Consider the following 14544-nt stretch of genomic DNA (forward strand, 5'->3'; position numbering starts at 1 on the left):
GGGGAGATCAGCCTACACTGCCGTGTCTGCGAAAATTGCAGCATTTCCCATTGTGCAAAGGCGTTTCTGCCAATGTGATCTCCCCCCTTGTGGGGGAGATGTCCGACAGGACAGAGGGGGGTGAAAGCGCCACTATTCATTCTTCATTCCTCAGTCCAAATGGAAGACTTCGTCCATCATTGCCCACCATTCACCGGGCGCACGCGTTTCGAGCGGCACCTGACAGGGTATGCACAAAGCCCACCATTCCTGATTCTTCGGATCGGCAGCCATTTTCGCCATATCCGCGTCGAAGTCGGTGCCGTGATATTCCCACGTACCGAACAGGATATTCTCCGGTTCGCGCACGAAGATTGTGTAATTTCGGATATTGCAACTTGAAATGAGTGCGAGAATCTCGGGCCAGACAGCCGCGTGCAGGCGCTTGTATTCGGCTACCTTATCGCCATTCAGGCCGATCATCATTCCCATGCGCTGTCCAGATGAGGTCATAATCAGCTCCGGATTTCCGTGGTGAATTCGTCGATACTGCGAGCCTTCACCGCATCCCAATCCCAGTCAATGCCGATACCCGGCTCTGACGGAGCAATGGCGTAGCCATTTTCGATGCGCATTTGCGTGCCGGTCAGGTCATCAAGCTGCGGAATGTACTCGACATATTTGCCATTCTGCACGGCGCAGGTCAGGCTGACATGCAGTTCCATCAGGAAGTGCGGGCAAACCGGCATATCGAAGCTCTCGGCCGTATGCGCCACTTTGAGCCACGGGGTGATGCCGCCGATGCGGCCAACGTCGACCTGTACAATCGAGCAGGCCCGCTTCTGCATATATTCGCGGAAATGCCGGATTGAATAGAGCGACTCGCCCACCGCAACAGGTGTTTGCGTCGCGGATGACAGGCGCACATGGCCGTCAATATCATCCGCAGGCAGCGGCTCTTCCAGCCATGCCAGATCGATATCGCGCAACACTTGCGAACGCCGGATGGCTTCATCCAGCGTAAAGCCCTGATTGGCATCGGTCATGATTTCGAAACCCGCTCCAACCGCATCGCGCACCGCCGACAGGCGGTCAAGATCTTCCGAGCCGTGCGGACGGCCGATCTTGACCTTGGCGCCCTTGAAACCCTTGGCCTTCGCCTGCAAGGCATCATCAACCAGCGCCTGCTTTTCAATGTGCAGCCAACCACCCTCGGTTGTATAAAGCGGACAGCGATCCTTGGCACCACCCGCAAGCTTCCACAACGGCAGGTTCTGCTTCTTCGCCCGCAAATCCCAAAGAGCAATATCGATCGCGGCCAGCGCAATCGCCGTGATTGCTCCGATGGTCGTTGCATGGGTCGCGAACTCAAGCTCGCGCCAGATTGCTTCAATTTGGTCTGCGTCCTTGCCAAGCAGGCGCGGCACCAGATGATCGGAAAGCAGCCGCATCACCGAGGAGCCGCCGGTGCCGATCGTATAGCTGTAGCCAGTCCCAACAGCGCCATCGCTGTCGGTGATGGTGACAATCGGCGTTTCCTGACTGACAAAACTTTGAATGGCGTCTGTCCGCAGCACTTTCGGCGGCAGATCAACCATGCGCAGCTCAACGCGTTCGATTTTGGCCATGGTCAGCTCCGCAGGGTTTTGCCGGTTTCAGCCGAGAAGAGATGTGCCTGCGACAGGTCGAAGCTCAGCTTGATGGATTCGCCCGTTGCCAGCGGACGCGGATTGAGCATGCGCGACACCCATTCCTTTTCGCCCAATGTGATGAACACCAGCGTTTCGTTGCCCAATGGTTCAGTGATCGATACCGGCAGCGACAGTTCATGCACATCGGTCGCTTCACCCGAACTCAGCCCATGACCGGTCGGATAGATATCATCAGGGCGAAGGCCGAAAATCACCTTGTCACCCGCAGCGACCTTGCTGCGAAATTCAATCGGCAGCGGCAGGCTCTGCCCACCTTTGAGAACAAGCTTGCCATCATCGACCGTGGCTTCATTCAGGTTCATCGGCGGCGAGCCGATAAAGCCGGCGACAAAGCGCGTAGCCGGACGCTTGAACACTTCTTCCGGTGTCCCGACCTGCTCGATATAGCCATCGCGCATGATGACGATACGGTCGGAAAGCGTCATCGCTTCCACCTGATCGTGCGTCACGTAGATCATTGTTGCCTGCACCTTGGCATGCAGGCGTTTGATCTCCGTGCGCACCTGCGTGCGCAGCTTGGCATCAAGGTTGGAAAGGGGCTCGTCGAACAGGAACACTTCCGGCTTGCGCACAATCGCCCGGCCCATTGCCACGCGCTGACGCTGGCCGCCTGACAGTTGCGAGGGACGCCGGTCCATCAGTTTTTCCAGATCGAGAATGGCAGCAGCTTCATTGACGCGCTGATCAATCTCGCTCTGCGCCAGCTTGGCGATCTTCAGCGAGAATCCCATGTTTTCGCGCACGGTCATATGCGGATACAGCGCGTAGGACTGAAACACCATCGAAATATTGCGCGCTCGCGGCGGCAGGTCGTTGACCGGCTTGCCGCCAATTTCGATGATGCCGTCGCTGATTTCTTCCAGCCCGGCAATCATGCGCAGCGTCGTTGACTTGCCGCAGCCGGACGGTCCGACCAGAGCGATGAATTCGCGGTCCTTGACCTCAAGATCGATGCCATGCACGACATCCACAGTGCCGTAGCGCTTGATCAGCTTTTTAAGGGTTACGGGAGCCATTTTAACCTTTCACCGCGCCGAATGTCAGTCCGGACACAAGATGCTTCTGAATAATGAAGGTGAGTGTGAGTGCCGGAACGATCATGACCACGGCAAGCGCGCACATGCCGCGCCAGTCAATGGTGAATTCCGACGTGTAATCGAGAAGTCCGACAGGCAGTGTTTTTGAATTCACCGAGCGGGTGATCTGCGATGCCAGCGCATATTCGTTCCACGATGTGAGGAAGGCAAAAATACCTGCCGAGGCGATGCCCGGACCAGCCAGCGGAAACTCCACCTGCCAGAATGCCTGCCAGCGGGTGCAGCCGTCGATCTGTGCCGCCTCCGCAAGATCCTTCGGCACCTGTCTGAAGAAGCCGTCGATGAGCCAGATTGTGAATGGCACGTTCAACGCCACATAGATCAGGATCAGCGAGAAATGCGTATCGATGATGCCGACACGGGCGAAAATCATGAACAGCGGCAGAGACAGCGCGATTCCGGGTACGGCGCGGGTCAGCATGAAGCCGAGAAAGATCGCCGACTTGCCCTTGAATTTGTAGCGGGCAAAGGCGTAGCCGCCGGCCATACCAATGATGAGCGCGATGACGGTCGACGTGATCGAGATGATCAGCGAATTGCGGAAATATTCCCAGACCGGAATGCCGCCCTGCCCGGCGCCGCCAAACATGTTGCGATAGGCATCAAGCGAAATATCCTGCGGAATCCATACCGGAGGCTTTGCCATGATCTCGACTGTCGGTCGCAGTGAATTCAAAACGATCCAAAGGCCCGGCAGGCAGATCACCAGCATGGCGAGAAACAATCCAACGAGGTGCAGGACTTTCAGACCACGGCGCTTAAGACGATGTGTGTTGTTGTCCATCTTACCACTCCGCTCCGATTTGCTGGCGCGCAGCGGCGAGCTTTCTGAAGAAATACACAGTGAACACGATGGAAAGCAGGATCGAGATATAGGCCATGGCATTGGCCAGCCCCATTCGCGCATCACTGTAGGCGGTACGGCCAACCAGCGTCCACAAGAGTTCCGTCCGCTTGGCCGGCCCGCCATCGGTCATGATCTTGACGATGTCATAGGCACGCGCCACGTCGAGCGAGCGAATGGTCATCGCAATCATGGCAAACGGCATTAGATAGGGCCACGTAACGTAGCGGAATGTCTGCCATGGCGTGCATCCATCAACGCGCGCCGCTTCGACCGGTTCCTGCGGCATGGCCAGCAGCCCGGCAAGGATCAAAATGGCAAAGACGGAGGTGGATGACCACACTTCAGCGACGATGATCGAAAACAATGCCAGATTTCCATCGATCAGCCAGGGTATCGCGGACGATGTAAGCCCAAGTGACTGCAGCGCATTGTTGACGAAACCGATATTGTCGTTGAACAGGAATTTGAACTGAAAACCGACAAGAACCGGCGAAAACATCATCGGGAACATCATCAGCGTGCGCAGCAAGCGCTGGCCCCGGGTTGCCTTGTTGACCAGCATCGCCAGCCCCAGTCCGAGGAACATTTCGGCATTGAGTGCGATGGTCAAAAGCAGAACGGTTCGCCCGAATGCTGTCCAGAATTCCAGACTGGTCAGTGCGCTGACATAATTGCGAAAGCCGATGAAAATCCACAACGATTCCGGCTTGGTCAGGCGGAATGGCGTGAAACTCGAGTAAAGCGAGAACAGCAGCGGCAGCACGATCACCGCCGCAAGGACGATGATAGCAGGCAGCAGCAGGAGTGTCGGCGCTGATAATTTTGGAAACTTCATCTGGAATATCGGCCTTTTAATCTCTGTTCTCGGGCGGTGTCATGTGTCACCCCCCCTCTGGGCTGTCGGACATCTCCCCCACAAGGGGGGGAGATTAGCCCTCATTACCGATTCGATTAGTTCTGAGAGATTGCAAAATAAGCGAAAGTTTTAATGTCGATGTGATCTCCCCCCTTGCGGGGGGTCCGAAGGACGGGCGAGACCCGTGGCTCGCCCCGGAGTCCGACAGGGCAGAGGGGGGTGAACATCCCCTCAAACCAATCAAAGCTTTCCTGCATCCTTCAGGATATCGGTTGCCTTCTGGGCAGCCGTATCGAGCGCTTCCTTGGAGGTCTTGTCGCCAAGGATTGCGGCTTGAAGTTCCGGATAAACAGCGTTGGAAATCTCGATCCATTCAGCCAGTGGTGGAACCGGGAATGCATTCTTCGCCGCTTCCTGGAAAGCCGCCAGAACCTCGGTCTTGTACGGATCACCCTTGGCCTGTTCGATATCCCAGGCCCAGACAGCCGTACGCGTCGGCAATGGACCGGCTTTCGCTTCCAGCTTCTGGCTGTCTTCATTGGTCAGCCACCAGACGAGCGAAGCAGCTGCTGCCTTGTTGGCGCAGTTTTCCGTGACCGAGAAGCCATGGCTGCCGGACCAGCCGGTGCGCTTGCCTGACGATCCCGCCGGCTGAACCTTCACACCGACATTACCCGCAACCTTCGAGGATTTCGGATCGTTGAAAAAGCTGGCCCAGCCCGGCCAATCCAGATTGATGGCGATGGAACCGGACGCAAAGCCCTGCCCAAGATCATCCCAGAGATAGTTGGTCGTTCCGGCCGGAACAGCCTTCGCCTTGTAGAGATTGACGAACCAGTCGAGTGCCTTGATGCCAGCAGCAGAATTGAACGCGGGCTTGCCGTCCTTGTCGATATATTCGCCGCCCTCAGCCACCAGCATTTCGTAAAAACGGCCGTTGATTGCCTCTTCCTTGCCGGCAAACTGCGTGCCGTAAAAGTCAGGCGCCTTGGTGAAAAACTCTGCCTGATCGGTGACCTGCTGCCATGTGTCGGGCGGTGTCAGATCATAATTATACTTGGCCTTGAACGCCTTCTTGTTGGCTTCATCGGCATAAATGCTCTTCTGATAATACAGCGCCGAAACATCGAACTGCGCGCGTGGCAGCATGACCAGCTTGCCGTCCAGCGTTGATGCCTTGATATTGGCAGGAACGAAGGCGGCAATTTCTTCCGCCGGAATCAGCGCTGTCAGGTCGGTATAGATACTTGGATACTGTGGTGCGAATGACGAGTGGTTCGAACCGACACACCACTTCAGGCTGCCCGATGCAATGTCAGACTTGATCTCTTTGTCGAGTTCGAAATGATTCTTTTTCGACAGGATATTGACCTTGGCACCGGTCAGCTTTTCCCATTCGCCAATGCGTTCATATAGCGGCTCATATTGCTGGCCGCCAATCAGCTTGGCATCAATGGTTACGCCTTCAAATTTGCCCGGCAGTTCAGCACCGATGGCAAGGCTCGCGCTCATAAGAGCGATAACGCCAGCGGAAACGCTGGCAAGCAGATTTTTCATGCAAATTCCTCCCGATTTTCCCAGAGTGCCGCCTCCCGGCACAAATTATTGCACCCATATATGGGCGTCTCATTCATATACAAACATTATCACACTTGACCGTCAAGCGCGAAACGCTTTCCAATGAAGATAATCTTCGTATATGCATTAGGTCGTACACTCATAAATCTGTTCGAAATGGCGCCTGAAACGGCAAGAAGATGCGAGGAGAGGCGCGAAGGGCGGGGCCTTTCCCCCGGCTGAGCGGCTCGACACTGCAGCTTGCAGCCGTTTCGGCGCCTAGGATATGGTCCATTTGCCCGGCTACAGCGTCGCAAAGGCTCGAGAATGGATAAACATTCCCATCGCCTTTGCTCCTTGTCTCCGAACAAATGGCCTCATACCATTTCAGCCAGATTTATGAGTTTACGACCTAGATAAAAGAGGGGATCGACATGACCGAAGAAGACGACAGCGATCGCTACCGCGCGCCCGCCCTCGACAAGGGGCTGGATATTCTCGAATTGCTTTCAGGGATCGACGGCGGTCTCACTCAGGCGGAAATAGCCAAACATCTGGGCCGCAGCCCCAATGAATTTTATCGCATGCTCGACCGTCTCGTACGGCGCGGATATGTGACACGTCTTGAAGGCGATCGCTATTCGCTGACCCTGAAGCTTTTTGGCCTCGCCCAGTTGCATGCGCCGGTGCGGCGGCTTGCCTCCTACGCCACGCCATTGATGCGTGATCTTGCCGTGCTGTCCAAACAGGCCAATCAGCTCAGCGTTTTTGATCGCGGTGCAGCCGTCGTCATCGCCCAGCAGGAAGCACCGGATTATTGGGGTATCTCGATCCGAGTCGGTTCGCATATCAGTCTGTTCAACACCGGCTCCGGCCACGTGCTTCTGGCATTCCGTTCGGAGGATGAGCGCGCCATGATGATCGCCGAATACGAGAATCACGCGGATGACATCGCCCAGCCGCAGGATTTCAAAGAGCGGCTCGACCATATCCGCGAGCGCGGTTATGAAATCATGCCCAGTGCGCAAACGGCGGGTGTGTTCAACATCTCGGCGCCAATACTTGGCCCCGACGGCCGGTCAATTGCCGCGTTGACGTGCCCCTATATCAAGCTACTCAACATTGCCGATGCTCCCGATGTTGATCAGGCGCGGGAAATGCTCGTCGCCACCGCCAAAAAGCTGTCCGAGCTTGCCGGTGCCGACGTCATCCATTCCAGCGTTCCGCGGCAAGGTTGAGCGAGGCAGTGCCATGTTGATTGATACCCATCTGCATCTCATCGACCAGTCCGCCCTGCACTATCCCTGGCTGGCTGATGTCGAAGCCCTCAACCGGGACTTCCTTTATCAGGAATATGCCTTGCAGGCCCACCGCGCCGGGATCGTTCAGGCGCTGCATATGGAAGTGGATGTCACTCCGTCGGAGATTGAAACGGAAATCGGCTATGTCGCTGCGCTGTCGCAGCATGAGGGTAATCTGATTGCCGGGGCAATCGCCGCATGCCGTCCCGAAGAGGCTGGCTTTGCTGCCCATCTCGAACGCCAGCAGGCCAATCCTTTCGTCAAAGGCTTTCGCCGCATCCTGCACACTATGCCGGATGATCTATCCGAGGGCCAACTTTTCCGGGACAACATCAAGCGCATTGGCGGCACGGGCCTCACTTTTGATCTCTGTGTGCTGCCCCGCCAGATGGACAGGGCTATCGCTCTCGTCGACCTCGCGCCTGATGTTGCCTTCATCCTCGATCATTGCGGTGTCCCGGATATCAAGAGCAATGATTTCGGTGCGTGGCGCGGCAAGATCAGCGACATTGCCAAGCGGCCCAATATCACAGCTAAAATATCGGGCGTTGTTGCCTATGCCGATGGGGAATGGAGTACCGATACGCTGAAACCCTATGTGCAGCATGCGATCGACAGTTTCGGATGGGACCGGATTGTCTGGGGCAGTGACTGGCCTGTCTGCAGCTTGGGCGGCGGCCTTGCCACATGGGTCGCCACAACACATGCCTTGCTGTCCGGCTGCAGCGAGACGGAAAAAACCAAACTGTTTTCAGGCAATGCGAAACGGATATGGGGCCTGTAAGCGGCGTTCCATCTTTAAGATGCGTAAGCGTGGTCTGGTGAGCTGCACCTACTATTGTCGTAGTTTACCCCCCTCTGTCCTGTCGGACATCTCCCCCACAAGGGGGAGATCACATCGACATCGATTATATCGCTCAGTTTTCAGTATGTCAGAATTAGGCAAGATGGTCATGAGAGCTGATCTCCCCCCTTGTGGGGGAGATGTCCGACAGGACAGAGGGGGGTGAATAGAAAACAGCCAAGCTATTGGTTCTAAAAACAATCATCACAAACTTATCCACGCTGCCAAAACCCATTGTATTATCCGCATGTCCTTTCCGGCGGGAATGCTTCCGGAGTCGTTCGAAAGTCGGGAAAGGACCGGCGCCTCCGCGCTTCGGGTTGACGGACCTGATGCTCCGGGGGGATGCGTCCAGTAATCCTGCGCCGGTACTAGGGCCGGTGCGTGGCTGCAACGCCAAGCGGGGAAACAGCGCGCGATATGAGGCTGTCATGGCCTCCATCAGGCGCAAATGCCTGATAATCGGACAGGGCCCCCGGTGGAATGGACGCAGACAGAAATCGCCGGGCGGGTGGTCCGAAAGATCGCAAACCCCCATTCTACCCCAAGACCGCGTTCCAAGGACCGCCCGTCTTTCCCACATCTCAACAGCCAGACGCAAAAGCGGGCGTGGCAAGGCGGAAATGTATCCCGCATCAGAACAACACCACTTGCAATTGCATTCACGCGAATTGTGCAGAGGTAAAAAGCTTGCCTGCCAAGCCCATGCACTTTACCTCTGCTATTGAGGATCAAACAAACAGGACATCATATGGCAGCGGAAATCCACGGACCCGATCTACTCAGTGCTGTGGTGCTTTTGGGCGCGGGTGTCGTTGCCGTACCGGTCTTCAAGCGGCTGGGTCTTGGCTCCGTGCTTGGCTATCTTGCTGCCGGTCTGGTCATTGGTCCGTATGGCCTTAAATTCTTTTCCGATCCGCAAACTATTTTACACGTCGCCGAACTCGGCGTCGTCATGTTCCTGTTCATCATCGGACTTGAAATGCAGCCCTCCCGTCTTTGGGGGCTGCGGAAGGAAATCTTTGGTCTGGGCGCCCTGCAGGTTGGTGTCTGTGCCCTGCTGCTGACCGGTGTCGGCATCGCAACAGGCTTCCCCGTTGCCATATCCTTTGTTGCCGGTGCAGGCTTTGTCCTGACCTCCACTGCCATCGTCATGCAATTGCTGGAAGAGCGCGGCGAGATTGCCAGTCCCAAAGGTCAGCGCATGGTTTCCATCCTGTTGCTTGAGGATCTGGCTATCGTGCCGCTGCTGGCACTGGTTGCCTTTCTCGCTCCGATCGCCGCCACCGATGCCCCGCCCACGGGCCTGCGCTGGATGGATATCGGCATCGGCGTCGGCGCCATTGTCGGTATCGTTATAGCCGGGCGTTATCTGCTCAATCCGCTGTTTGGCTTTCTCGCCCAATCGCGGGCGCGCGAGGTCATGACAGCAGCAGCGCTGCTGGTGGTGCTCGGCGCAGCGCTGGTCATGCAGGTCAGTGGCCTCTCCATGGCCATGGGTGCATTTCTTGCCGGCGTGCTTCTGTCCGAATCGACATTCCGGCATCAGCTTGAAGCTGACGTTGAGCCCTTCCGTGGTATTCTGCTTGGCCTGTTCTTCCTCGCTGTGGGCATGTCGCTCGACCTGCGCGTGGTCACGGAAAATTGGCAGACTGTGGTGTTCTATGTCGTGGCTTTTATGGTGGTCAAAGCCATCGCTATCTATATCGTCGCGCGATTGCTGCGCTCAAGCCATGGCGAGGCACTCGAGCGGGCTGTCGTCATGGCACAAGGCGGTGAGTTTGCTTTCGTACTTTACTCAACAGCGACAGCCGTCGGCATCCTCGATGGCCGGGCCAATGCGATGCTCACGGCCATCATTATTATCTCGATGGTACTGACGCCAATTGCAATCATCGGTTTGCGCTTCATCGTACCACGTGAAAAGCAATCGCTGGATGGCGTGGATGTTGCCGAAGGCCTTTCCGGCAGCGTCCTTGTCATCGGCTTCGGCCGCTTTGGCCAGATCGCCAGCCAACCGCTGCTGCTGCGCGGTGTCGATGTTTCCATCATCGACAATGATATCGAGATGATTCAGGCCGCATCGCAATTCGGCTTCAAGGTCTATTATGGCGACGGCACACGGCTCGATATCCTGCATGCGGCAGGTCTGGGCCATGCTCAAGCCGTGCTGATTTGCGTCGACAAGGCTGAAACCATTCTCACCATAGCCGAGCAAATCAAGAATGAATTCCCGCTTATCCAGATTTATGCCCGCGCCTTCGACCGTGGCAACGCGCTCGCCCTCGTCCGCATCGGCGTAGAGTATCAGATGCGCGAAACCTTTGAATCAGCGCTGGCCTTTGGCGAAAATACGCTGGTGGGATTGGGAGTTGATCCTGAAGAAGCTGCGGAAATCCTGGAAGACGTCCGGCGGCGCGATGCGACGCGTTTTGAATTGCAGATGGCAAGCGATATCCGTGCGGGCAATGATCTGATGAAGGGCAACATGCCGGTTCCCGGCCCGCTGATCAAACCACGCCAGTCCGGCCGCGCGCTCAATGAGGAAACTGCCCGCATCCTGCCGGGTGCGCAAACTGCGGACACGGCAAATTGACCGGAACAAATATGGGAGACGACACAATGTCCGAAACGGATCAGGCTGGTATTGCCGACATCGTGACCTTCTGGCGTGATGCAGGTCCGGACGCCTGGTTCACGAAGGACGCGGCGTTTGACGAGACGTTCCGGCAGCGTTTCCTTGACCGGCATTTTGCTGCCGCACGGCGCGAATATGACCATTGGGTCGAAACAGCGGAAGGTACGCTGGCGCTGATGATCCTGCTTGATCAGTTCCCGCGCAATTCGTTTCGCGGCACCGGCCATATGTATGCAACGGATTCGTTGGCCCACTTCTATGCGGATCAGGCGCTGGAGAAAGGTCATGACCTGACACTTGAGCCATCGCTGCGCGGTTTTCTTTACCTGCCATTCATGCACTCGGAGGATATCGATCAACAATTACGCTGCGTGAAGCTCTATACGGCGTCGGTGCCAAGCCAAATCAAATGGGCTGAGGAGCACTACGATATTATCCGCCGCTTCGGCCGCTTTCCGCATCGCAATGTTATTCTCGGGCGAAAATCCACACCGGAAGAACTGGAATTTCTGGAGGCTGGCGGCTTTTCCGGTTGAGCAGAAGCATTGAATCTTTGCCGGTGCTCTTGAACGGGGGCGGGCAGACTGTCATTATAGGCACATCTGGCACCTGTAGTTTTCACCCATGACAGCCAGTCAAACAGGGACTGACCGCGCATCGATGCCGGACGAACAATCTGAAGAGCCTCCAAGTCCGGACTTGCGAAGCATGCTGACCCCGCAAACGCGGCGTCAGCAATCCTCTGCGTATACCTCCCCCATCTCTGATTTTGCCTGCATTGCGGGCGGCTTTGCGCTGTGTTTGACGGCTGCAGCTGCTCGCCGTGTCATGCACTGATTTTACTCACTGAAAAGGAACTGACTTCCCAATGGAATGGATTGCCGACCCCAATGCCTGGATTGGTCTCGCCACACTGATTGTGCTCGAGATCGTTCTCGGGATCGACAACCTCGTCTTCATCGCCATCCTCGCCGACAAATTGCCGCCGAGTCAGCGCAACCGCGCGCGCGTCGTCGGCCTGTCGCTGGCACTGATCATGCGTCTGGCTTTGCTCGCCTCCATCTCCTGGATTGTCACCCTTACCACCCCGCTTTTCAGCGTGGCCGGTTTTGGCTTTTCCGGACGCGATGTCATTTTGATCATCGGTGGTCTGTTCCTCCTGTTCAAAGGTACTATGGAACTGCATGAACGGCTTGAAGGCCACATGTCCGCCAAGGAATCCAACGCGGTTCATGCCGTGTTCTGGCAGGTTATTGCCCAGATTGTTGTGCTTGATGCGGTGTTCTCGCTGGACAGTGTCATCACCGCCGTCGGTATGGTGAAATATCTTGAGGTGATGATGATCGCCGTCGTCATCGCTGTTGGCGTCATGATGCTGGCCTCCAAGCCGCTGATGGCCTTCGTCAGCCGCCACCCGACAGTGGTTATTCTCTGCCTGGGCTTCCTCATGATGATCGGTTTCAGCCTGATCGTCGAAGGCTTTGGCTTCCATATTCCGAAGGGCTATCTCTATGCGGCCATCGGCTTCTCGGTACTGATCGAGGCTGCCAATCAGGTTGGGCGGCATAACCGCGACAAGCACGTTACCACCATGGATTTGCGTGATCGGACGGCGGGGGCGGTGCTGCGTTTGCTGGGCGGCGGCCGCAGCAGCAATGCACATCACCCGGAGGCCATCGACGTAATCGCCGAACAGACCGCTGCGGGGGATGTATTCCACCGCGAGGAAAAGGAAATGATCCGCGGCGTGCTTGATCTGGTTGAGCGTCCGGTGCGTTCCATCATGTCACCGCGCAACGAGGTTGAATGGCTTGACCTCAACGAAACCAATGAAGAGTTGCTGGCGGAAATCCGCACGCTCAATCATAGCCGTGTGGTTCTGGCCCGTGGCCGCGTTGATGAGTTTGTCGGTGTGGCTCTGACAAAGGATCTGCTGTTTGCCATTCTTGATGGAGGCAAGATCGATTGGGAAAAGGTCACGCGGCAGCCCCTGATCCTGCACGAGAACGCCAATGTTCTGCGCGTGATGGAACAGCTGCGCGGAACGACCGTACAGATGGCTATCGTTCTCGATGAGCATGGATCGTTCGAAGGTGTGGTAACGCCGACCGATATTCTGGAAGCTATTGCCGGCGATTTCCCTGACGAAGGTGAGGAGAGCCCGGTCCTCGAGCGTTCGGAAGATGGCAGCATTGTTGTGGATGCGTTTATCGATATCCGCAGGCTCAGTGGTTTGATTGAGCGCGACCTCGTCGATGATGGCGACCGCTACACGACGCTGGCTGGCTATATCCTGTGGAATCTCGGCCATATCCCCGCACAGGGCGAGAGGCTGAAAGTCGAAGACTATGAATACGAAATCGTTGAAATGGATGGCCGTAATATCGGCAAAGTGCGGATTTCTCCGACGGAAACGGCGGCCTATATCTGAGGCCGCCGCCTGCCAATCAAGTTCCCGCCCTGTTTTACAACGCGGCGGGAATTTTGTTCAGGCAGCCTGCCGAACCCAGCTTGGGAACGGGTCAAACAGATCTTCCCATTTTCCCGGCGTAAAGCTTTCGGCATCAACCAGACACGCATCAAGTTGCGCCCGCAACTGCACTTCATTCATCGGGTCCACGCCAATGAAAACGATCTCCTGCCGCCGGTCACCCCAGACCGGATCAAGATAAGGCTTCATCGATTTCAGCCACTCCGGATGTTCAGGCCATTGACTGCGCGGTATTGATGACCACCAAAGTCCGCGCTTTTCCGCCCGCACCAGCGCTCCGGCCTGACTGACTTCTCCAACACAGTCCGGGCGCGTTGCCAGCCAGAAAAATCCTTTTGACCGAACCACGCCCGGCCAATTCTTGTCGAGAAAGGCTTGGAACTTCTGGGGATCAAACGGCCGCCGCTCTTTGTAGACAAAGGAGCGAACGCCGTATTCCTCCGTCTCCGGCACGTGATCGGCAAAGCCATTCAATTCCTTGAACCAGAGCGGATGTTCCTGCGCCCTGTCGAAATCGAACAGACCGGTATTGAGGACGTCGTTCAACGGCACATCGGCAAAGTCCGTTTCGATCAATTTCGCATCCGGATTGAGCGCGCGGATAATCTTGCGCGCCAGATCCCGGTCATACAGTGATGCATCGGAAATCTTGTTGAGAATAATGACATCGGCAAACTCGATCTGATCGACCAGAAGATCGACCAGAGTCCGGTTGTCTGCATCACCCAATGACTCGCCACGATCACTCAGAAAATCGGCTGACGCATAGTCCTTGAGCAGATTGGCCGCATCAACCACCGTCACCATGGTATCGAGCTTGGCCACATCTGACAGACTCTGGCCATTTTCATCGCGGAAATCGAAGGTCGACGCAACCGGCAAAGGTTCGGAAATACCGGTTGATTCAATCAGCAGATAATCAAACCGGCCCTGCTTTGCCAGTGCCTGCACTTCCTGCAAAAGATCATCGCGCAGCGTGCAGCATATGCAGCCATTGGTCATCTCGACCAGTTGTTCATCGGTGCGCGAAAGATTGGCACCACCATCGCGCACAAGCGCAGCATCAATATTGACCTCGCTCATATCATTGACGATGACAGCAACCCGGCGGCCTTCGCGATTGTTGAGAATATGATTGAGCAGCGTGGTTTTCCCGGCTCCAAGAAATCCGGAAAGGACGGTGACTGGCAGGCGGTTGGGTATGGCTGTGTTTTGCATGGCT

12 protein-coding genes are annotated in these 14544 nt (G+C 56.3%); 5 read left to right on the plus strand and 7 right to left on the minus strand.

Annotation, left to right across the window (positions count from 1 at the left end; translation table 11 throughout):
- Window positions 1-150: 150 nt before the first annotated feature.
- From HB779_RS19965 to HB779_RS19990, 6 genes are all read right to left on the minus strand, one after another.
- Window positions 151-492, minus strand: coding sequence for an L-rhamnose mutarotase (locus HB779_RS19965; RefSeq protein ID WP_188343961.1), 342 nt, complete (start codon window positions 490-492; stop codon window positions 151-153).
- 2 nt (window positions 493-494) lie between these two features.
- Complete coding sequence (locus HB779_RS19970; protein WP_188343962.1) at window positions 495-1607, minus strand: mandelate racemase/muconate lactonizing enzyme family protein; 1113 nt, start codon at window positions 1605-1607, stop codon at window positions 495-497.
- Window positions 1608-1609: 2 nt separating this feature from the next.
- Window positions 1610-2707, minus strand: coding sequence for an ABC transporter ATP-binding protein (locus HB779_RS19975; RefSeq protein ID WP_188343963.1), 1098 nt, complete (start codon window positions 2705-2707; stop codon window positions 1610-1612).
- 1 nt (window position 2708) lies between these two features.
- Window positions 2709-3572, minus strand: coding sequence for a carbohydrate ABC transporter permease (locus tag HB779_RS19980; RefSeq protein ID WP_188343964.1), 864 nt, complete (start codon window positions 3570-3572; stop codon window positions 2709-2711).
- Between the two features lies 1 nt (window position 3573).
- Window positions 3574-4470 carry a carbohydrate ABC transporter permease gene (locus tag HB779_RS19985; RefSeq protein ID WP_188343965.1) on the minus strand — a complete coding sequence of 299 codons (897 nt, stop codon included), beginning with the start codon at window positions 4468-4470 and terminating at the stop codon, window positions 3574-3576.
- A 261-nt stretch (window positions 4471-4731) separates the two neighbouring features.
- The gene (locus HB779_RS19990) at window positions 4732-6048 is read right to left on the minus strand and encodes a sugar ABC transporter substrate-binding protein (protein ID WP_188343966.1); all 1317 of its coding nucleotides are present in this window, start codon (window positions 6046-6048) and stop codon (window positions 4732-4734) included.
- Between the two features lie 434 nt (window positions 6049-6482).
- On the opposite strand from HB779_RS19990, the gene HB779_RS19995 reads away from it, so the two are divergent.
- From HB779_RS19995 to HB779_RS20015, 5 genes are all read left to right on the plus strand, one after another.
- Window positions 6483-7286, plus strand: coding sequence for an IclR family transcriptional regulator (locus HB779_RS19995; protein ID WP_188343967.1), 804 nt, complete (start codon window positions 6483-6485; stop codon window positions 7284-7286).
- A gap of 13 nt (window positions 7287-7299) precedes the next feature.
- The gene (locus HB779_RS20000; protein WP_188343968.1) at window positions 7300-8133 is read left to right on the plus strand and encodes an amidohydrolase; all 834 of its coding nucleotides are present in this window, start codon (window positions 7300-7302) and stop codon (window positions 8131-8133) included.
- Window positions 8134-8944: 811 nt separating this feature from the next.
- On the plus strand, window positions 8945-10789 hold the full coding sequence (locus tag HB779_RS20005; RefSeq protein ID WP_188343969.1) for a monovalent cation:proton antiporter-2 (CPA2) family protein: 1845 nt from the start codon (window positions 8945-8947) through the stop codon (window positions 10787-10789).
- 26 nt (window positions 10790-10815) lie between these two features.
- Window positions 10816-11367: a DUF924 family protein gene (locus HB779_RS20010; RefSeq protein WP_188343970.1), complete on the plus strand. Its 552-nt coding sequence runs from the start codon at window positions 10816-10818 to the stop codon at window positions 11365-11367.
- 332 nt (window positions 11368-11699) lie between these two features.
- Window positions 11700-13262 (plus strand): TerC family protein, encoded by a 1563-nt coding sequence (locus HB779_RS20015; RefSeq protein WP_188343971.1) that lies wholly within the window; start codon window positions 11700-11702, stop codon window positions 13260-13262.
- A 57-nt stretch (window positions 13263-13319) separates the two neighbouring features.
- On the opposite strand, the gene zigA is transcribed toward HB779_RS20015, so the two are convergent.
- Window positions 13320-14540 carry a zinc metallochaperone GTPase ZigA gene (zigA, locus tag HB779_RS20020; protein ID WP_244642435.1) on the minus strand — a complete coding sequence of 407 codons (1221 nt, stop codon included), beginning with the start codon at window positions 14538-14540 and terminating at the stop codon, window positions 13320-13322.
- Window positions 14541-14544 lie beyond the last annotated feature (4 nt).

Source organism: Phyllobacterium sp. 628 (assembly GCF_014189505.1).
Taxonomy (GTDB): Bacteria; Pseudomonadota; Alphaproteobacteria; order Rhizobiales; family Rhizobiaceae; genus Phyllobacterium.